This window comes from Methanospirillum lacunae (assembly GCF_003173355.1).
Classification (GTDB): domain Archaea; phylum Halobacteriota; class Methanomicrobia; order Methanomicrobiales; family Methanospirillaceae; genus Methanospirillum; species Methanospirillum lacunae.
Genome location: NZ_QGMY01000010.1, coordinates 1 through 21,584 on the forward strand (window position 1 = coordinate 1; position 21,584 = coordinate 21,584).

Sequence of the window (21,584 nt, forward strand, 5' to 3'; positions counted from 1 at the left end):
GAAAGGTTCACGTACGGTTCTTAGAAGGGGGGAAGAGAGTAATCTCTTCTTCCTATTCGACTACAATGTTTTGTCAATTAACAATAGGGAGTTATATGGGATTAAATGTAGAAAATAATTATAAATATCGTTTTTATATGGGGTCTGTATTACCATATCCTGATGAGATATATTTCATACCCGCCTTGGACAAAAATCTACCCTTCTCGTCATTCTATTTAATCACTCATATCTGGGATCCATCCAATTTTTGAATAAACAGGTTTCGGATCAAGTATTACCATGCCCTCCCTATATGTAAGAAACCATGCGATGTGCTGTATTCCATGATTATTTTAGTTCAATTGGTGGAGGTGAGCAGGTTGCAACTATGCTTGCATACTGTCTCTCAGCTGATCTGATCACAACAGAATGTAAAGAAACAGCGTTACCTAAAAGCCTTGGTATCCCTATTTATTCGCTTGGAAAGATTATTCCATTTCCTGTTATGAAACAAATGTCCACAGCATGGCTTTTTTCCCGATCAAATTTTTCAGAATCATATAATTTTTTTGTTTTTAGTGGAAATTGGGCATCACATGCTTCAAAATTTCATCATCCCAATATCTGGTACTGCCATACTCCTGTTCGTGCATTTTATGATCTTGCTGATCTCTTTGAACAGAGGTTGCCGGTTTTTATGAGACCTCTTTACCGTGTCTGGGTTAAACACCAACGTAACGTAGATCAGAAGGTGGTTGCAGATATTGACAAAATAATAACTAATTCTCACAATACCGCAGCCAGGATCCTTCATTATTATGGGCGTAAGGCCCGGGTTGTTTATCCACCTGTTGATCTGGACCGGTTTTCATTCAAAGAATCTGGAGGGTTCTGGCTATCAGTAAACCGGTTGTACCCTGAAAAGCGGATAGAGCTTCAGGTAGAAGCATTTCGTTTGCTGCCTGAAGAGGAACTTCTGATAGTTGGCGGAGCAGGAAGCGGTGATCACGCGATTCGATATGCATCAAAAATTATGACGAATCTCCCATCCAATGTGAAGATGCTCGGTTCTGTCTCTTCTGAAGAATTAACTGATCTGTATAGTACATGCCGGGGATTGATATGTACTGCAATTGATGAGGATTTTGGAATAACTCCTTTGGAAGCGATGGCATCGGGAAAACCTGTGGTTGCTGTTAATGAGGGTGGTTTTCAGGAGACTGTTGTTCATGGAGAAACCGGGCTTCTTATTGAGCCTACTGTGAAGGCGATAATCAAGGCGGTCATAGAAGTAGGAGTCGATCCAATCAGGTACAAGGATGCTTGTATCAGGAGAGCTGAAGAGTTTGGTGGGGTGGACCGGTTTTGCATGGAGATCCGGGAAATTGTTTCAACTTTTTATTAAATTAATAGCGATAAAATATAAATAATTCATTTTTTGGCATGAGAGGTTTTTTCAACGTTGATATTTACCCGAGAATGGATACAAAAGTTACATTAATTACTGGAATTACGGGACAAGATGGGTCGATCTTTATATAACTTCTGTTAGTTAAAGAGATTTGAGGTTCATGGGCTCGTTCGTCGGGCATAATATCCTAAAGAACGATTTTTCTTACATAACGTCAATCTTTCAGACCTTGATATGATCTCTCATGTTCTCCATAATATCAAATTCGATGAAAACTATCACCTTGATACACAAAGCCATGTCCGTGTGAGTTTTGAGACACTGGATATGACGGGAATGAGACCGGTCTTGAGATAACCCGATAACTTCAAGAAAACGGGTCAATCAATCCGGAAGTCCGATTTTATAAGGCTTATTTAAGTGAGATGTTTGGGCATATTGCCCCTCCTTAGAATTCCGTTTACCTGTGCCAAGGTGCATTCATACTGGATACCACGCAATTACCGTGACGGATATGGCATGTTTTCATGCTATGGCATTCTCTTTAATCATAAATCATTGAGAGGTGGAGACACTTTCGTCACAGGAAAGATCACCCGGGGGATTGTAGCAATTCTATGGGGGAAAAAATTCACCTTGAAAATCTTGATGCCAACGCGACTGGGGTTTTTCTCCTAAGTATGTAGAACGGAGGTGATTTTTTTTGTAACAGGAAAAACCTGATGATTATATGATTGGGACCAGCGAGATCCACAATGTACAGAAATTTGTGGATTTTACTTTTAAATACGCTGAACTTGATTTTGAGAAGCATGTCCGAATTGATCCGAAGTACTTCCACCCGACTGAAGTAAAAGCATTTTAAGCAGACTCGCAGAAGTCAGAACAGAAGTTTGGGTGGAATGTCAGAATAATACTAGTGATTTGATGAAGGTCATGGGTGACGCTGCCATGGGTGTTTTGGACTTGATCTGGTTGGAGAAGGAGATGAAATAATCAGTAGGGAGTTCCCTGTTAGGTGGTGGAGGAAGGATTGATCCCCAATATCATAATACTTTATTTGTCAGAGTTTTCTATTATGAGCGTATATCCATTAGGGTGTGATTGTATGAAAAAAACAGCTTCAGTTTCTGAAACATCATGAAAACCGCAATATTTCATGACTATTTTGGTTCGATTGGAGGTGGGGAGAAAACTGTCGTCAGTATGGCGAAAATACTTGACGCAGATATTTTTACGACTGATATAGATGCTTTTTCGATCTTCAATTCTAAAGTTCCGGTCCACACACTTCGCCGGACAGTAAAAAAAAGCCCACTTAAACAAATTTCTACATCACTATCCTTTTCGCATTGTGATCTTCATGATGAGTTTGATTTTTTCCTCTTTACCGGCAACTGGAGTGTTCATGCAGCAGCTGTTCACCATCCAAATCTTTGGTACTGTTATACCCCAACTCGTGCGTTTTATGATAATTATCAGAATTTTCTGAATACAATGCATCCGGTTGTCAGACCAGCTTTTGCTGCTTGGGTTGCTTTTCATCGGCGCTGGAATGAGAAGGCTATCAAGTCGGTTGATTCTATCATTTCAATATCAAATACTATATCAGAGAGAGTGCAAACGTACCTGAATCGGGAGTCCTTAGTAATTTACCCACCTGTTGACACCAGACGGTACTCCTGCGTTGAGTATGGGGATTTTTGGCTCTCTGTGAACCGATTATATCCGGAAAAACGACTTGAACTCCAGATTGAAACTTTCAGGTCTCTTCCTGATGAGCATCTGGTTATCGTTGGGAGTTATTCCCGAGGTGATCAGGCTGAGGGGTATGCCCGGAAGATACTACATAATCTCCCTAAAAATGTCACATATATTGGGGAAGTAACTGAAGAAGAACTTATTTCATACTATGCCCGTTGTAAAGGGCATATCACTACCGCTTCTCATGAGGATTTCGGGTTAACCCCGGTTGAGGCGATGGCAAGTGGCAAACCGGTTGTAGCCGTCTGTGAAGGTGGATATCGTGAAACTGTAACAAATGCCACCGGAATTCTGACTTCGGCTGAAGTTCCAGTTCTGCGTGAAGCTGTCCATTTTTTATCTGAAAATCCAGAGTCATATCGTTCTGCATGTCTTCAACAGGCAACAAAGTTTGACAAAGATAATTTCGCAAAAAAAATTCGTGAGGCAGTATATAATGGAATGGCTAAAAGGGAGAATTTTCCGTGAGTCCGAAATACCCTTTGATTTCAGTGATAACTCCTTCGTATAATCAGGGACAGTTTATCAGAGAGACAATTGAGAGTGTACTTTCACAGGATTATCCTGCAATTGAGTACATTGTTGTCGATGGTGGTTCATCTGATGGGACAGTAAATATTCTACAAGAGTATGGGGATCGGATCATCTGGATATCTGAACCTGATGAGGGGCAGGCTGATGCGGTGAATAAAGGTGTAAGGCTGGCAAAAGGTGAATTTATTGGATGGTTAAATTCTGATGATATCTATGAACCTGGTGCTCTTTCCACGGTGATTGAGACGTTCCAAAAGAATCCTGATATTTCAGTGGTATACGGTGAGGCATGGCATATCACTAACTCCGGTCAGATTATTGCACGATACCCTATTGAACCGTTCAATTATCGCAGGCTGGCAGAGACCTGCTATATCTGTCAGCCTGCTTCTTTTATTCGCACTAATAGTTTTCTTGAGGCTGGTTTACTTCGTACTGATTTACACCTCTGTATGGATTATGAGTTCTGGATACGACTAGGGCATGAAAAACCATTTCTATACACTTCTAGAGTTCTTGCATCATCCCGTCTCTATCCTGAGAATAAGACGTTCTCACGAACTGATGAGGTTTTTCGGGAGGTAATGACCATGGTTTCTCAATATTATGGATATGTCCCGATTACCTGGGTCTATGGGTATCTTCAGAACCAGACAAGAGGGAAGTGGTCACTCCAATTTCCTGTTCAGGTGCTTATCACATTTATCCGAATGAATCGATCATGTGTATTAGGTGCCCTGCAGTACTGCGTCACCCTTTTCATTCCTTATCGAAATAATGGTCGGCTCACAGTAGATCTCATATCCCTGATTAAAAAATCTCGGACTATGGATGATCTCCGAAAAAAATTATAACTCCTTTATATTTAATTTTGGTGAATTTCTGCAACACTGCACTCATATGTAGGGACGACGAAAAAATAATGAAGTACTAATTGTCCGAACGCCCGATAGGAGTATGTATCAGTGGATATGAGATATGTTCGAGAATAAACGGATTCTTGTGACCGGTGGAGCAGGTTTTCTAGGAAGTAAAGTGATTGATGCGCTGATAGCACAAGGCATCTCCCGATCAGACATCATTGTTCCCAGAAGTGCTGATTATGATTTACGACATATGGAGAATTGTCATAAGGTTGTAAAAGATGTTGATATTGTCATCCACCTGGCTGCACGGGTCGGGGGGATTGGGTTTAATCAGGAACACCCTGCTGAACTTTTCTATGATAATGCCTCCATGGGTATTCATATGATGGAGGCGTCACGGCTGGCAGGAGTATCCAAATTTGTTGCGGTCGGGACGGTCTGCGCCTATCCAAAATTTACTCAAGTTCCATTTAGGGAAGAAGATCTCTGGAACGGGTATCCGGAAGAAACAAATGCTCCGTATGGTCTTGCCAAGAAGATGCTTCTTGTTCAGGCGCAGGCATACCGACAGCAGTATGGATTTAATGCAATTTTTCTCCTTCCGGTCAATTTGTATGGGCCGGGTGATAACTTCGATCCTGAAAGTTCTCATGTGATCCCAGCGTTAATCAAGAAGTTTGTTGATGCCAAACAGATGCATGCTCCAGTGGTTGAGGTATGGGGATCCGGGTCAGCATCAAGGGAGTTTCTCTACGTTGATGATGCTGCCCGGGGTATCGCTCTTGCTACCGCACGATATGACGGGATTGAGCCGGTAAACCTGGGTGCGGGGAGCGAGATATCAATTCGGGATCTGGTGGAGATTATTAAAACGCATGTTGGATATGAAGGAGAGGTAGTGTATGACACAACCAAACCAGATGGACAACCCAGGAGATGTTTGGATACGAGTCGGGCACGAATGTTCTTTGGATTTAACGCGGAGATGTCATTTGAAGAAGGGCTTAAAACGACGATTGGATGGTACGTGAATAATCCAATATCCTTCTAATTCGATATAATTTTAGCCAACCCATTACTAAATGAACATTATTAAATCGTAGATTTTACGATTTCCAAAAAATAGTGTTTTTACTTAATAATATTATAGGGAAAAAACGAGTATTACATGTCTCAAATTAACTTTTGTATATGCTACTTTGTTAAACAAATGGATGCAAAAAAAGAATTTTTATCATTCTAGGAGAATTGAATTATGGAAATAACCGTAGTCGGGGGAGGATATGTTGGACTGGTCACATCGGTTTGTTTTGCAGATATGGGGCATAGGGTCAGGATTATCGAGATTGACCCCCAAAAAGTGGAATTGATAAACAAGGGAATCCCCCCGATATATGAAGATAATCTTGAAGAGATACTAAAGAAAAATATAGGCAAGAATTTAACTGCCCAGTCAGATTACCAATTCATTGAAAAATCGGATGTTTTTTTTATCTGCGTCGGTACACCTCCTCAGGAGGATGGATCAGCCAATCTCCGCTATCTCTCACAAGCTGCTGAATCAATTGGACAGGCTTTGAGAGATTCAACAATCTTTCAGGTAATCACTGTAAAAAGCACAGTTCCCCCTGGAACTACAGAATCTGTTGTAATTCCGGCAGTTATAAAGAGTTCAGGGAGGACTAAAGACTCAATAGGATTCTGTATGAATCCTGAATTTCTCCGTGAAGGAAGAGCGATCAAAGATTTTAAAAATCCTGATCGAATTGTGATTGGAGGGAATTCAGATATTGCAATTCAGGTTGTGAGAGACGTATACTCAGGTTTTTCAGCACCAACTATCACAACTTCATTAAAAGCAGCAGAAATGATAAAATACGCATCTAATTCATTTCTAGCAATGAAAATTTCCTTTGCCAATGAGATCGGAAATTTATGCAAAAAACTGGGAATAAATGTTTATGATGTGATGAACGGTATAGGATATGATCATAGAATAAATCCATATTTCCTAAATGCAGGGCTTGGTTTTGGCGGAAGTTGTTTTCCCAAAGACGTGATGGCATTAATACGGTTAGCTGAAAAGAACGATTTGGACCCTCTCTTATTGCAGTCGGTAATTGCCGTCAATGAAAAACAGCCGAATAAGATCATATCTCTCTTGAAAGAACGTATTGGATCAGTGAGTGGTAAACGGATTGCTATCCTTGGACTGGCGTTTAAAGACAATACTGATGATGTCAGGGATTCAAGGGCAATTCCGGTCATACAAAGTCTTCTCGATGAAGGAGCAGATGTCGTTGCATATGATCCCATGGCAATTGCTTCTATGAAAATCTATTACCCGGATATCCAATATAGAAATACAGCTGGAGATGCCCTTGATGGAGCAGATGCCTGCCTCGTCCTCACCGAGTGGCCGGAATTCAGGGATATTGATACGTGTTTTGACCGGATGAAATCACGAGTAATTATTGAAGGTAGAAAAATTCTCTCGATTGAGGGAGTCGAAGGAATATGCTGGTAAATTATGGTGCAAAAAGTCAGAAAAGTAGTAATTCCGGCAGCAGGTCTAGGTACCAGATTTCTCCCCATAACAAAGGCTCAACCAAAAGAGATGCTACCGGTGGTGGATAAACCTGTCATCCAGTATGTTGTTGAGGAAGCAGTTGCATCCGGTATAGACGATATAATCATTGTTACGGGTAGAAACAAACGGGCAATCGAAGATCACTTTGACCGGTGCATTGAACTTGAGCATGTATTTCCATCAAACCAAGGATCAGGTGCCTCAGATGCTTATGTTGATTTGAGTGATATTCCTAACATTCATTACATCAGACAGAGGGAACCGAGGGGACTAGGAGATGCCATTCTACTATCAGAAAAACATTGTAATGATGAGCCCTTTGTTGTTCTTCTTGGAGACACCATCACAATAGCGCCTGAAAATGAGAAGACCTGTACAAGCCAAATGATTCATGCTTATACAAAATATGGTCAATCAATAATTGCAGTCGAACCGGTCCCAGAAAAGAAAATTCCGGATTATGGCATTATTGATGGTAATCTCATCGATAAAAATTTCTATGAAATTAAGAATATCGTAGAAAAACCTACCATAAGCGACGCCCCCTCAAATCTTGGTGCTATTGGATGTTACCTTTTCACTCCCGAAATTTTTTCATGTCTTAAACAGACCACTCCGGGTAAAGGAGGAGAGATTCAACTCACGGATGCGATAAAAAAACTTTCTCATTCTATAGGGATGATCACTAACTGTCGCAGGTATGATATTGGTGATAAGATTGGATGGATGAAAGCTTTTTTTGAGCTAGCTCTGTCACGTAAAGAATTTCATGATGATCTCATGTCAATTCTACAAGAAAAAGTATGTACAAGGAGAAATGAATGAGTACTTCAATTTCGAAGTCAGAGGATATTGAAATAATTCTCGCCGGTCTGAATAATGTCGATTTCAATGGTCAGACGATATTAGTAACCGGTGGATCCGGATTTCTCGGTTCCTGGATGTGTGAGGCCCTACTCAATAAAGGTGCAGAGGTCATTTGTCTTGATAATTATGCATCCGGAAGACCTGAAAATACAAATCACCTCCTTGATCACCCAGGTTTTACCAGAATAGTCCATGATATATCAAAACCATTTGATCCTAAACGGCAAATTAATCTGGTATGTCATCTCGCTTCCCGGGCAGGCCCACTTGAATTTGAACATTATCCTATCCAGATTCTAAAATCAAATACCTTAGGGACAATGCATTCGCTTGGCATTGCAAAAAAGTATGGTGCTCGCCTCTTATTCACTTCTACCAGTGAGATATATGGAGAAGCAACAGTGTTCCCAACACCTGAAACCTATCGGGGTAATGTTAATACTCTGGGTATCAGAGGATGTTATGATGAGGCGAAGCGGGCTGGTGAGGCCTATTGTATGGCATATCATCGTCAGCATGGTCTTGACGTCAGAATTGTCCGGATATTTAACACATACGGACCACGAATGCGCTCAGATGGGCATTATGGAAGGGTAATTCCCAGATTTTTATCACAGGCGAAAAATAATCAACCAATCACCATATTTGGAGATGGAACCCAGACCCGTTCATTTTGTTATGTGACCGATCAGATCATCGGGTTGCTGAGGCTGGCAGGGCTTCCGGGGTTGGCAGGGGAAGTGGTGAATATTGGGAATCCAACGGAGCATACTGTTATCGGTCTTGCAAATATAATAAAAAATCTCCTGAATTCATCATCTTCTTTTATGTATAATCCGCACCCCCAGGATGATCCTATGCGAAGATTTCCAGATATATCTAAAGCTAAAAAGTTACTCCATTTTGAGCCACAAATTGGTTTAGAAAAAGGGCTTATCCGTGTCATTGAGGGTACATATTAATGAAAATAACGCTGGTTGTCCCCGCATATAATGAAGAGCAGGCAATAGGCCCTGTTATTGAAGAATATTATCCATATGTTGATGAAATCCTTGTAGTTGATGATGGTTCATCAGACAAAACTTATGAAATCGCCTGTAGTTATTCTGATGAAAAAGTCTTTGTAAACAGGCACGAGCAAAATCAGGGAAAGGTCGGAGCACTAATGACTGGTGTAAAAAACGCCACTGGAGACATCATTGTATTTACTGATGCAGACTGCACATATCCTGCCCGATATATCCCTGCTTTTGTCGAAGAACTGAATAAAGGTGCTGATCTGGTTTTAGGTTCCCGGGTAATTCAATCTGAAAATATTCCATTATTTAATCGGGTAGGTAATACAATCTTTTCCACACTTGCGACCTACATCAGTGGTAAGGAGATTGTTGATGGACAGACCGGGATGCGGGCCTTTAAAAAAAGTATGTTTGATTCATTGCATGTCCAGGCAAAAGGTCTTGAATTTGAGACGAAGATGACAGTCCGTGCAGCAAAATTAGGATATATTATCGTTGAAATCCCCATTGAATATCGTGAGAGAGTTGGGGTTTCTAAACTTCATCCGGTGCGGGATGGATATCGAATGTTTCGTGCGTTGATATCCATTGCCTGGAACGAAACATCACCATTAGCGAAAATGATTTCGGTGCCTGGAATTCTGTTTATTGGAATTGGAATGGTTTTTGGAATTTATAGTATATACGAACGTGTTTCTCATTATTATCTAACTCATGAGTTTTACCCATTGATATCTGGCTTTTTGATCTTATTTGGGTTACAACTTTCTTCGATTGGCCTCATCATCGATTATCTGGCAAAAAAATTGGATAGAATTGAAGAGCGGTTGAAAAAATGAAAGAGGAATTATTTGAACCCTTGTTTAGGAAGATGAGAGTCAATCGCATTTTGCCTTGGATCCCAAAAAATGCAACGCTCTGTGATATTGGGTGTGGATTTGATGCTCAATTTTTAAAAATGATTTCGCCCTCTATTAAAAGGGGGTATGGGTTTGATCGAAAAGTTAACTCCAAACTTCAGGGAAATTTGACCATCCAATCTTATGATTTAAATAATCCTCTTCCACTTCCTGATAATTCGGTTGATTGTGTTACATTGCTTGCAGTACTTGAACATCTTTCAAATCCAATTACAGTTTTTGCAGAAATCAGACGGATATGCCGCTCCAATGGAAGGATTATTCTTACAACACCGACACCTCTTAGTAAACCCATTTTAGAATTCCTATCCTTCCGAATGGGGCTTGTAAGTTCCCAGGAAATTTCTGATCATAAACATTACTGGTCGCTAGAAGAAATTCGTAATCTGTTAAAACAGTTCGACTTTCATGTTGTTGAACTAAATACTTTTTCTATCGGATTAAACTCGTTTGCGGTTGCAGAAAAAGTGACTGAATGAATGTAATTATTATTATCATAATTGGGATTTTATTTGCCTCATTTGGACAGATACTCTGGAAAATTGGGATGAATGAAATTGGAGTTGTGAGTGAAATATCTGTTGAGGGAATTACACATATTGTTTTAAACCCATATATTTTCGGAGGACTTTTTAGTTATGGTATTGGAACGTTGTTCTGGTTAATTGCTCTTTCAAGAGCTGAGTTATCTTTTGTATATCCATTTATTGCATTAACATTTGTTATAATTTTTATGGCTTCTTTTTTTCTATTCCATGAAAATATTAGTTTTCAGAGATTAATTGGTGCTGTGATTATTGTGATTGGTATTGTGGTACTGGTAAAAGGGTAATTCTTCAATATAAATCATTATGAGTTTGACTATTAGTTTCAAAATAGAACATTGTGTAAAACCCATTTTTGGGATCCTTAATGATCTTAATGGTAGGATCAAAATCCGGAGTGTTTGGAAGAGGAGCATTCCACACCTGATCAGTTAACTCACTGGGTGGAACAAAAATTGTTTCACCGTCATTAGTGATATGTGCTGATACGTTCATATCGGGCATTGAAGGAAGTAGCCCTTTTTCATTTATTTTTAATAAACCGGTATCCTGATACAATCCAAGAAAAGTAATACCTGAAAAAATGATACATCCCATAATAAAATATTTTTTCCAGGTATTGCTCAATCGGGGATTAGGATATTTTATTTTTAAAAATGGGTACACAAATAATAGTAATGGAAAAGAATAAAGAAATCCAATTCCAAATCTGGGTTCTGGCGCTGAAACGAACCAGAATAGTAACCCTACAATTGTCACTAATAATGGATATAACATTATCAGGAAAGAGTTATTCCAATCTAAAATGATGTCTGAATTGTAAATATTATATAAAAAAATGAGTGTTACTATACATGCCACAATAATTAGTCCAATGCACAAAAAAAACCTGGGCGTAGTAATAATACGATGGAACCATTCATTCATCCATGAAATAGTACCTAATGACTCCATATAGTTTGGGCCAGGAAGTCTTGCCCATCCTGTTATGGCGTCTGCTTCAGCTTTTGTTTGTTGAGCAGAAACGGACCATGGAAAAAAAGATAACGAACCATATGATAATGGATAAATTGGGTTTCCAGATAGTAATATTCCCCTTATAATCAAAGGGATAGTTAAAAGGAAAAATATTAGGTAGCAATATTCAGGTATTGATCTCAACATGGTTTTTAGATCTGTAAAAAAAGTAAAGAGACCTGAGTTTTTTATATGGTTTAAATTAATTATCCTGATGAAAACTGCCAACAGTGTCATCGGTATCATAATCACTGCAGATAATTTAATGGCAGTAGAAAAGAGTGCCAGAATGAATGGTGCCCAGGTACAAAAATCATAAAGATCCGTTTTTTCTTCGATCATTTTTATGAGAAAGAAGAATTGAACCAACGTTAAAATGAAAACCGGGTAATCTGGAGATGGATTTGATAAATAGAATCTGGATTCAAATATTACCGGAAGTATGGAAAGAAGGAGAAACATTTCATGAGCAGATAATGGGTTTAATCCACCCTGTAATTGTTTAACGATACCTTTCAATGAGGAAGAAGACATTTCACTCCATCTGTCCTGTATGACTTCTGTCACCAGAGTTGAGTAAAAGAAGAAAAGAATTGCATTGATTATAAAAACTGGTCGATTAAACCATATTACACTCTGATCTATCATGGCACTGATGGGGAGCCATGCGCAATTAAACCCCAACCTCCCATGCAGATTTGCGAGGCCTAATGGAATTGGGTATTCAATCATCCATTTTATTGCAGGAAGGTGGTAAAGGCCTGTATCTGTTCCATGAATCCAATTATATACAGTACAGTAAAAAAGAAATAGAACACCAAAAAAAAGGGCTAATATTGAGAATTTCTGCTGAATTCTGATCTTATTCGTAATTAGATGAATACTTGTCATAACAATCCCTACAAAAAGGATTGCAATTGAGATTTCAGATGATATTGGAATAAATATATTTATCAAACTTGTTAATACGAAGATAATGATAAAACCAAAGATTCCATAATTCCAAATCAGATATTTATGGATCGGATACTTTTTTAGAACGTAGGTCGCAAAAAATGAGCCATATCCAAATAATGAAACAATCCAGGCAAAAAAGAGGAGAATTAATATAATTAGCTGTAAGGCAGGGTTCATTATTATGAATATGTTGGGTGAATTCTTTTTTATATTTTGGTAATTTTTTCTCCCGATTCGACTAAATCATAGGGTTTTACAGTTAATCATAATAATATAGAATTGCAACACCAGAAACTTAAGAATTTGTTTAATTCAAGTAGAGCAATTGAAAACAGTACAAAAATTCAGAATTTACTCAGAAAATTGGTTAAATTTTTTAATGACTCGGCTGATTGTATTTCTTTACGTTTAAAAATTGAGGATTTATTAGCATTTAACAAAAATGCAGTTATATGGGAGCCTTTATATAGTTACACTAAAACATCAGCCCATATAACTGCAAAATTGAATTCACTATTATTGGGAATAATGTTTTTACCTGATTCAGACGTAAAAAGAAAATTAAACATGTTGCTGAGTGATGAGTTTAGGAGGGAACTAATCCTATTCATACATGTGAAAAAAACCGTGGTTTTTTCGCTATCTTGATAAAATGAAATGAAAGACCTATTAAAAAATTAAACTCCTTACAGGCGGTGTTTAATGAATACTTACTTCTACTATCTTCTCACGATGTGATTTTCATTAAGGATCATGATGTCTTTTTGTTAATATTATCATAGGATATTGACCATATTTACAGAAAAGTTTAGGAAACCTCTCTTCAAGATAATACAGAATTTTCAGAATTTTTTTTCCCAATTTATTATTTGGAATTAACAATTTTTGAGTTGAACTATCGAAAGAACGCCAAGGAACCATTTTTATTGTGGCAATTTCATCAAATCTTCTCCACCATTTATTTGGATGTGGATAAAAATATAGATCATTTACTGTTCCTCCTTCCTTTTCTCTTTTTTTTCGATTAATAATTCTCAACAGTCCCTTTGCTATCCAGTTATTAAGGAAAAATGCATTTGGATTTGAATATACAATAATTATATTTTTCCCAGGTTTAGTAACATCAATTAATTTTCTAATAACTTCATCTTGATTATCTTTATCGATATGATAAATTGTGTGAAGACTAACTGAACAATCAAAAAAATTTTTCTTTAGATCAATGTCCAAAAAATTACCACAAATAAAGACTCCATGATCACCAATCTTCGCTTTCGCTTGATCTAATGCTCCTTGAGAAAGATCAACACAATATCTAAATAAAAAATTTTTAGAATATTCTAAATATTCTTTATATTGAATAGGCCCAGATGCCATATCTAGGATATTAACTCCAAAATCAGGAATATATTTAAGAACTCTTAATCTACATTTACTCACATATTCACGTGAGTTCTCTCTCAAATCTTCAAATCTTATAGCATCTTCTGTTTCATTTCCACTTATAATCCATCCGATTTCATCATAAAACGTTTTTACCGATATTTCCACATTATTTCTCATAAAAAAGCCTTATAATATAATATCATTGGTTAGATTAAATTTACGGACGATATAAAATTGCATTTATTTGCTAGAATCTATCCAACTAGTCAATATAGCACCCTCCTAAACATACCAATCAGCGGTCAGTTTAATTTTCTTTTTATGTCTGAATCAGTTAATAACGAGAATCCCAATAAAAGTGAGTGCATTTAAGTATCCAGTATTTGCTTTTATAATAATCAATTTTTATAATTTGTTCATTATCACCTATAGGCGAAAGTGACACCAATACAAGGTTCTGTGAAAATCATTATTCATATTTTTATTACAGCATATTATAAATCATTACGTAAGAAAATTAATGCGTGAAACTTTGATTTTACCAACTCAAGGAAGAATGAAAGAAAAAAAATCTCCCGATTATACCATTCTTAAACTTCGATGATAAAGCAGATTAGCGTTCATATATTGGTGGATGTATATCTCCATCTTATATTAGTAATTATTACTAGAGTTTAAGATGGAATTATTAATGGACGGAAAAAAAAACTTTAAGGACCCCAACAACATTGTTATTTTTTTTGTTCTCATTTTTTTCCTCATATATTATTTAATATTTAGGTGGGATAGTGTTTTCTGGGCACCATTGACCCCTACAGATGCATCTCATTATGTTGAAATCGCAGTTCATTTAACTCAAGGAGAAATCTTCCAGTCAGGTGGGTTTCCTTTTGGGTTTCCAGCACTTCTTGCCCTATCAATTTTAATAATGGGACCTGGAAGTTTTTCTTTGCAATTCCCTATTATTATTTGTTTAGTCCTGTGCCTTCTCGTTTTATATTTAATAGCAAAAAAGAAAATTGGTGTTTTGAATTCACTAATTTTAGTTTTTTTGGTAGGATTCTCGCCGTATCTTTTAATCTATAAAGGATGGGTGATGTCAGAAATCCCTTTCACTCTTGTGTTTCTATTTTTTGTGTTTCTCCTTGATAGAAATTATAACCCATATAATCATACTGCAAATCCCTTTGAAAATATATGTATAGGTATATCGGTTGGAATAGGATGTATGATTAGATCTGTAGGATATGTCCTGATACCGATTTTATTAATCACTCAACTAATTCATTTATTTATTGAAAACGATTATTCAAAAAAGAAATTATTTTCTCTATTCACTCCATATTTTGTGTTTGCTCTAATTTATATACCATATCTAATCATTTTTCGGTTTTGGGGACAGAAATACACCAGCCATACATATGGATGGTGGCAATGGGTTTATGCTAATATTTCGGGGTATGCAACGTGTCTTACAGTTTATTTTCCCGGAGGTAATTATTACTGGATTAATTCCCTTTTCTATACACTCTTTGTCTGTTTTCTTCTCTATTCTTTATCTGTTTTTTTTCGAAAAGAATATCCCATAATTATTTCCTTTTTTATTTATCTAATAGTTATAACACTCTGGCCTTTTGACCAAAGAGAACGATTTATTCTTCCAGTCTTCCCCATCTTTATTTACCTTGCCATTCGGGGTATTGATCACATTCAAGAAGTAATTTCTAGGTGTTTTGATCACGGTAACTTGCGTAGCAGATTATCTAAAGTTATTTTACCCGTTATTTGTGTTATATTTATTTTTGCTACCCTCTATTGTGATATACCCCTCTTTGTCAATCAATATCATATTTTTGGTGAACACCAAGCAATTATACAAAGAGATGAAGGTAATGACATTTTCCGTCCGTATGGTTACTTAAATTCATTAGATACGAATGAAAGTATGGAATTATTCCATTATATTAAAGGTAATATGGAAAAAACCAGTACAATCGCATTTCAGTTTAATGGATATCTAATGATGTATGTGGGTAAATTTACACCATGTGGATATCCAATAACTTCTTCGAGAGATGTGGAATTGATTCCAATAGCACAAAAATGTCATTCAGATTTTATTATTATTCATAACATTGATGAGGATGCAATAAAAATTTTAAACAGTGACACTAGATATCACCGAGTTTTTTTAAATACTATCTATAGTGTCTATAGCCATAATATTTTGAATTCTACGGACAATTCAAATTAAAGGGTTATTTCAGACAATCCCTTTGTTATTGCAATTCTTTATTCGTTAGTGGTAAACATGATATATTGTCTGGTGATCCTATCCCGGGTTATCGATAAATTTTCATCAAAATATATTGAATTTGGAAGAGGGAGATTCCATGTTTGATCAGTATTTTCTGGAATAATAATTCTTTCTCCGCTATTGGTGGTATTTATAGTATATGAAACCTCTGGAAATACTGGGATTTCACCATTGTTATTAAATAATCCTACGTAATATGGCCCCATCAACGTAGCTGAGATAAGGAATTGTCCGATGAGAATTACAATAAGGATTTTAACCAAATAGGATGAAAATGGTCTTTTTAGTATTATATACGGAAATAATAAAATAACAATTGGCAACGCATATAGAAATCCTAAAGCGAATCGAGTGTCTGGAGCACTCATAAACCAAAAGGTGAGTCCCGCAAGGATTAATACAAGAGGATAGCATGAGATGATAATTTTTTTACTCTCTTGTAATTCCATTTCAGGTTTCACTGAAAAATACAATACAATTCCTACTAAAATTAGTGCTCCACTGACTGTCACAATCAAAGGCATTTGGTGTACAATAAATTGGTCTATCCAATCCCATATCCAAGAGTTATTACCAAGTGAATCTTTATAATGAACTCCAGGAAGTCTAGCCCAGGCAGTAACATCCTCTGCTGCAACTCTAGTTGTTTCAGCAGAAGTAGCCCATGGTAAATAACTTTGTGAACCTATTGCTATAGGAAAAATCGGATTACCAGAGAGAATAATCCCCCTTATTGTCATGGGAATAAAAATGATCAGAAAAAAAAACCAACAATATCTAGGTATATTACGTAAAAAAGGGAAAATTGTTTTCGGTAGTATTGGCATCTCAACTAATTCCCTCGTTGATCTGATTTTTATTTGAGAAAAAAACAAAAAAAGTGCAGACATTAATAAGAGTAATATCGCTGATAATTTTATTGCAAATGCGAATGATGCAATTATGATTGAAATCCATGTTTGAAAATTATCGACTTCTGTTTCCTCTTCAACTAATTCAATTGCATTTCCTATCACTGTCAGTGTTAAGAGGAATATTGGAAAATCTGGTGAGGGGCTTGATAAGAATATTGGTGTCACATAGGTTACCGGAAGAATGGTCAATAAGAAAAACCAGTCCTTACAGTTCAGTGATCTAACAAACGTGGATATTTTTGAAGTAGATATTGAGAATATGTTCTGGCGGATTTCTTTGATGAATGGCTTTAAAATATCCCCAATAAGAGTTGTATAGAAAAAAAGAAGTATCCCATTGATCAAAAAAATGGGCCTATTCAATAATATACTCCCTTGATCAATTAAGGCACTTAATGGAAACCAGATACTATTAAACCCAAATCGAAAATGAAGGTTAGCCAGGCCAAAGGGTGTTATATTATTGATAATCCATTTAATTGCAGGCAGATGATATAGTCCAGTGTCATAATAGTTAGACCATCCAAAAATTACTGCATAATAAATGATGAATGTGACTAATCCATATAATACAATTATCTGATAATTTGGCTTTATTTTGATAAACTGTATGGATCCAAGAATTAATCCAATTATTAGAATAATACTTGCAATTAAAAGAGAAATTGGTAAGAAAATATTAATAATTGTTATTAAAGAACTTAAAAAAATGAGACCAAATAATCCTGATATCCAAATGATATTACTCGGAATAGGGCACTTCAAGGTGAAGAGTTTCGCAATGTAATGGCCATAACTATAAACCGCAACAATCCATCCCACAAAAAGAATGTAAAAAATTATGAAGTATAAAATATTGTCCATTTTTATATAATGTTGGAATAATGTTTAAACTGGAAAACTAAATACTCTTTGAAGTTTTTTATTAACATTAGATTAATTCTCACTTATGTTTATATATCATTTCTCAAACCTTTTATGAATAATATGTTGATAATTCAAGTAAATACTTCTGATATTTCCTGTGGTGGGGCAGAACAAATCAGTTGGCGACTACATGATTATTATAAAAAAAATAATTATGAATCGTATTTAGTAGTGGGTAAAAAGAATTCTTTTGAAACTACGGTTATTCAGATTCTAAATCAACATGTAAAATATGTTCAAATAATAGAAAATTGCCTTGGTAAAAAGGCCATAAATGATAAAGTTAATGGGAAAAGATCAATAACGCAAATGATTTATGATAGACGGTGGTTTATCGCTCAAACATTGCGTAGTATTCTAGATCCACAACTTATTATTTCTGATATAAAAGGGTATGAAGACTTTTCATATTCTGGCATCTGGGTTCTTTCATCACTTTTTTCAAATGGAAATGAAATATTTCATCTTCACAACTTACACGCCCGATATTTTGATTTAAATGCATTACCATTTTTATCTTCTCAATCTCCAGTAATCATAACTCTACATGATCTCTGGTGTTTTACTGGTCATTGTGCTATTCCTTTGAATTGTGAGAGATGGAAAACCGGGTGTGGTAATTGTCCTGGTTTACATCTCTACCCTCAAATACTCCATGATTCATCTCATAAAAATTGGTTGCATAAGAAACATGTATTTGAGTCATGTAACCTGTATATTGCTACTCCAAGTAAATGGCTTATGGATCAGGTAGGACATTCATTTTTAAAAAATACAGCAATGGACTGCCGTGTTATTCCTAATGGTGTTGATACATCAATATTTTATCCCCGCTCAAAGGAATATTCACGAAAAACTCTTGGACTGCCTAATAGTATAAAGATATTGCTTTTTGTCGCCAATGGAATCCGGAAAAACCCCTGGAAAGATTACATAACTTTTAAAAGGGCAGTAGAACTTTTATCAAATAAATATTCGGGAAAAATACTTGTTATAGGTCTTGGAGATAATACTCCGTCCTTGTTAATTAATGATATTGAGTTTCGGTTTGTTCCTTACCTCAATGATCCAAGTATTATAGCCCAATATTATTGTGCTGCTGATCTCTATGTACATCCTTCAAATTTTGAGACCTTTTCACTCACGATATTAGAAGCGAGAGCATGTAAAATTCCGGTTATTGCTAGCAATGTCTGTGCCATTCCGGAACAAATAATTGATGGAGTATCTGGATTTCTTTATTCTCCTGGGGATTACCAAGATCTATCTGAAAAAATCCTTATGCTATTACAGGATTCAGAATTGGCCAGCCAATTTGCTGAGCGAGCATATTCTGATATTTTATCCCGGTATACTGTGGAAATAATGGCAGAATCATATCTTTCGTGGTACAAGGAAATTAATGACAAAAGAGAAATTGGTGAGAAAGTTTGAAAATTTCGGTAATTACAGTCTGTCGTAATGCTGAAGAGGAAATCGAGAAAACCATATTATCGGTAATAAATCAAACCTATCAAAATTTTGAATATATAATTATTGATGGAGTTTCAACAGATAATACACTCTCAATTTTATCACAATATAAAAAATTTATAAATGTACTGATATCTGAACCTGATCATGGTATTTATGATGCTATGAATAAGGGGATTACCTACGCCACTGGTGACATTATATGTTTCATGAATGCTGGAGATTATTATTACTCATGTGATATTTTCCAAGAGGTGATTAATTCATTTAATAAATCCTTTCCCAAGCCTGATATTATTTATGGAGACACTCTCGTCCGATCAGAAGATAATAATGAAAACGTAGTGTCAGCACATCGGCGAACATTAACTGATTTTATATGGAGGGGGCCGATCTGCCATCAGTCAACTTTCGTGAATCGTAACTTATTTGGCCGAGGTTTTTCGAGACTATATCATATTTGTGCTGATTACGAGTGGTTATTATATTCGTTAATTTATCGGAACGCTCGTATTTCTTATATTCCCCGCCCTCTTTCAATCTATCAAATGGGAGGTTTCAGTGCTCAAAACCTATCATTGTATGATCAGGAACAATCAAGAATAATATTAAAATACTTGTTAATTTCAATTTTTCGCGTTTCACCTAAAGAAATAATTTCATTATACGATCAGGTTGGCTCAAAAAATTTCTTTATTAGGATTGCATATTTAATCAGATTAGGCTATTTAAATGTGAAGTAGGAATAATGGATCGGTCAAAATTTTATGAAATTATTTACATCGGTCGTTCATAAATACTTTGAATTATTAAATAGTTTTATTATGGACAGTTACGATTTTTAGGTTTCCATAATTTTTTTAATTAAAGGATGAATATGTAAATTTAAATCCAATTTTTCCTTGAATAATTTATAGCATCTTTCTTTACATCCTGAAAAGTTAATTTTCTGTAATATGTCTGGTATATCTTCAACATTGTTAATAGTGTACCCTGCTTGGTATTCCCTAATATATTCTCCAATAATACCATTCTGATTTGTCAGTACGGGAATTCCATGTTGTAAGTATGTTGCAATCTTTCCAGAACTAAGACCTAAATATTTTATATTTTTACCCGTATATATTGACTCGAATGTTGGATTGTATAATGCAATTCCTAGGTTAACTGAAAAAAGCATCTCACTTAAGTCCTGCAGTTCATTATAGGAATCAAATGAAATAAATATCGATTCAGTATCATATTGAAACTCCCAAAGGTCTTGATAATTTATTCCATATCTACTGTGTAAAACGAGAACCCAATTATCAGGCCATTTTTGAACTGTCATAATCAATTCTTCAATCATTGACCATTTGCTTATGGAACCTGCGAAGAGGGCAATCTTCTTTTCTTTAGGGATATTTAATTTTTCATGGAGATAGTGACTTTGTTTTCCGGTTCTGATTTCTCTCCCAGCAACTGGGATATTCACAATATTTGGCTGTGAAATTTGGTTTTCTTGAACTAATAAAGACGAACGTAATGGATCCTGACAGACCGCAAATGCTATCTCTTTACAAGCGGAAATTTCTGGTTTTTTGAATTCCTCACTCGTTTCATCAAGAAAGAATATTTCATATGATATCAAGGCGTAGGGAATATCAAATATTTTTGAAAAATAAGATGCTTCAATAATTCCATCTCTATCTATTCCGATAATAATTTTATATTTTGTTCTATCCCACAAATAATTGGATATTAATATGAATACGATATTATTTTTTCGAATGACTTTTTTTTTAAACAAAAAATCTCTTATTAAATAAATGGACCTATTAATTTTTTCCTTCCTAATATTATTATTTCTTCCTATCTGTGCGATTTTAAGAACAATTGGAATTTTTTTATTAAAAAAATATTTTCTCTTGCTGCTTGAATTATATAATAATAATTTCGATCCTACACAAGGAGTTTCTTGAAAAAAATTCATCTCTGGAGAAACAATATCAACATTATATCCGATATCACAAAGGATTTCGACAATACCTGAAAGGTTAGGATTAGTATTTATATTTCCTTCAGGATGGATAATTAGTATTTTTGGCTTGGTCAT

The 21,584-nt window shown here is 35.8% G+C and carries 20 protein-coding genes; 16 read left to right on the forward strand and 4 right to left on the reverse strand.

The features are described from left to right. Nucleotides 1-307: 307 nt before the first annotated feature. From DK846_RS13760 to DK846_RS13810, 13 genes are all read left to right on the forward strand, one after another. Complete coding sequence (locus DK846_RS13760; RefSeq protein ID WP_109969545.1) at nt 308-1,387, forward strand: glycosyltransferase; 1,080 nt, start codon at nt 308-310, stop codon at nt 1,385-1,387. A 240-nt stretch (nt 1,388-1,627) separates the two neighbouring features. Then, nucleotides 1,628-1,750: a GDP-mannose 4,6-dehydratase gene (locus DK846_RS18055; RefSeq protein WP_245926561.1), complete on the forward strand. Its 123-nt coding sequence runs from the start codon at nt 1,628-1,630 to the stop codon at nt 1,748-1,750. Between the two features lie 117 nt (nt 1,751-1,867). After that, a complete protein-coding gene (locus DK846_RS18060) occupies nt 1,868-2,071 on the forward strand; it encodes a GDP-mannose 4,6-dehydratase (protein ID WP_245926564.1) in 204 nt (67 codons plus the stop codon). Nucleotides 2,072-2,123: 52 nt separating this feature from the next. Further along, complete coding sequence (locus DK846_RS18170) at nt 2,124-2,258, forward strand: hypothetical protein (protein ID WP_281269835.1); 135 nt, start codon at nt 2,124-2,126, stop codon at nt 2,256-2,258. Between the two features lie 275 nt (nt 2,259-2,533). Next, nucleotides 2,534-3,625 (forward strand): glycosyltransferase, encoded by a 1,092-nt coding sequence (locus DK846_RS13770; RefSeq protein ID WP_109969546.1) that lies wholly within the window; start codon nt 2,534-2,536, stop codon nt 3,623-3,625. Continuing rightward, nucleotides 3,622-4,545 (forward strand): glycosyltransferase family 2 protein, encoded by a 924-nt coding sequence (locus DK846_RS13775; protein WP_109969547.1) that lies wholly within the window; start codon nt 3,622-3,624, stop codon nt 4,543-4,545. Before DK846_RS13770 ends, DK846_RS13775 begins: the two co-directional genes overlap by 4 nt. Before the next feature lie 124 nt (nt 4,546-4,669). Further along, nucleotides 4,670-5,608 (forward strand): GDP-L-fucose synthase family protein, encoded by a 939-nt coding sequence (locus DK846_RS13780; RefSeq protein WP_109969548.1) that lies wholly within the window; start codon nt 4,670-4,672, stop codon nt 5,606-5,608. Between the two features lie 204 nt (nt 5,609-5,812). After that, nucleotides 5,813-7,084 (forward strand): UDP-glucose dehydrogenase family protein, encoded by a 1,272-nt coding sequence (locus DK846_RS13785; protein WP_109969549.1) that lies wholly within the window; start codon nt 5,813-5,815, stop codon nt 7,082-7,084. A 3-nt stretch (nt 7,085-7,087) separates the two neighbouring features. Next, nucleotides 7,088-7,972: a UTP--glucose-1-phosphate uridylyltransferase GalU gene (gene galU, locus DK846_RS13790; protein ID WP_109969550.1), complete on the forward strand. Its 885-nt coding sequence runs from the start codon at nt 7,088-7,090 to the stop codon at nt 7,970-7,972. Next, nucleotides 7,969-8,976 (forward strand): UDP-glucuronic acid decarboxylase family protein, encoded by a 1,008-nt coding sequence (locus DK846_RS13795; protein ID WP_109969551.1) that lies wholly within the window; start codon nt 7,969-7,971, stop codon nt 8,974-8,976. Before galU ends, DK846_RS13795 begins: the two co-directional genes overlap by 4 nt. Further along, nucleotides 8,976-9,872 carry a glycosyltransferase family 2 protein gene (locus DK846_RS13800; RefSeq protein ID WP_109969552.1) on the forward strand — a complete coding sequence of 299 codons (897 nt, stop codon included), beginning with the start codon at nt 8,976-8,978 and terminating at the stop codon, nt 9,870-9,872. Before DK846_RS13795 ends, DK846_RS13800 begins: the two co-directional genes overlap by 1 nt. After that, a complete protein-coding gene (locus DK846_RS13805; protein ID WP_109969553.1) occupies nt 9,869-10,432 on the forward strand; it encodes a class I SAM-dependent methyltransferase in 564 nt (187 codons plus the stop codon). Before DK846_RS13800 ends, DK846_RS13805 begins: the two co-directional genes overlap by 4 nt. Beyond that, nucleotides 10,429-10,785, forward strand: coding sequence for an EamA family transporter (locus DK846_RS13810; RefSeq protein WP_109969554.1), 357 nt, complete (start codon nt 10,429-10,431; stop codon nt 10,783-10,785). The genes DK846_RS13805 and DK846_RS13810 overlap by 4 nt, the downstream gene beginning before the upstream one ends. 4 nt (nt 10,786-10,789) lie before the next feature. On the opposite strand, the gene DK846_RS13815 is transcribed toward DK846_RS13810, so the two are convergent. Beyond that, a complete protein-coding gene (locus tag DK846_RS13815; protein WP_109969555.1) occupies nt 10,790-12,649 on the reverse strand; it encodes an LIC_10190 family membrane protein in 1,860 nt (619 codons plus the stop codon). Nucleotides 12,650-13,216: 567 nt separating this feature from the next. Beyond that, nucleotides 13,217-14,023, reverse strand: a complete 807-nt coding sequence (locus DK846_RS13825) for a class I SAM-dependent methyltransferase (RefSeq protein WP_181391793.1) — start codon at nt 14,021-14,023, stop codon at nt 13,217-13,219. A gap of 640 nt (nt 14,024-14,663) precedes the next feature. On the opposite strand from DK846_RS13825, the gene DK846_RS13830 reads away from it, so the two are divergent. After that, nucleotides 14,664-16,112 carry a glycosyltransferase family 39 protein gene (locus tag DK846_RS13830; protein WP_181391794.1) on the forward strand — a complete coding sequence of 483 codons (1,449 nt, stop codon included), beginning with the start codon at nt 14,664-14,666 and terminating at the stop codon, nt 16,110-16,112. A 38-nt stretch (nt 16,113-16,150) separates the two neighbouring features. Here the strand turns inward: DK846_RS13830 and DK846_RS13835 are convergent, their stop codons facing one another. Then, on the reverse strand, nt 16,151-17,953 hold the full coding sequence (locus DK846_RS13835; RefSeq protein WP_109969559.1) for an LIC_10190 family membrane protein: 1,803 nt from the start codon (nt 17,951-17,953) through the stop codon (nt 16,151-16,153). A 123-nt stretch (nt 17,954-18,076) separates the two neighbouring features. Here DK846_RS13835 and DK846_RS13840 point away from each other — a divergent pair, with 123 nt between their 5' ends. Together DK846_RS13840 and DK846_RS13845 are read left to right on the forward strand one after the other, a co-directional pair. Beyond that, a complete protein-coding gene (locus tag DK846_RS13840; protein ID WP_181391796.1) occupies nt 18,077-19,450 on the forward strand; it encodes a glycosyltransferase in 1,374 nt (457 codons plus the stop codon). Then, on the forward strand, nt 19,447-20,232 hold the full coding sequence (locus DK846_RS13845) for a glycosyltransferase family 2 protein (RefSeq protein WP_109969561.1): 786 nt from the start codon (nt 19,447-19,449) through the stop codon (nt 20,230-20,232). Before DK846_RS13840 ends, DK846_RS13845 begins: the two co-directional genes overlap by 4 nt. Before the next feature lie 98 nt (nt 20,233-20,330). Here DK846_RS13845 and DK846_RS13850 read toward each other — a convergent pair whose 3' ends face one another. Beyond that, a complete protein-coding gene (locus tag DK846_RS13850; RefSeq protein ID WP_109969562.1) occupies nt 20,331-21,584 on the reverse strand; it encodes a hypothetical protein in 1,254 nt (417 codons plus the stop codon).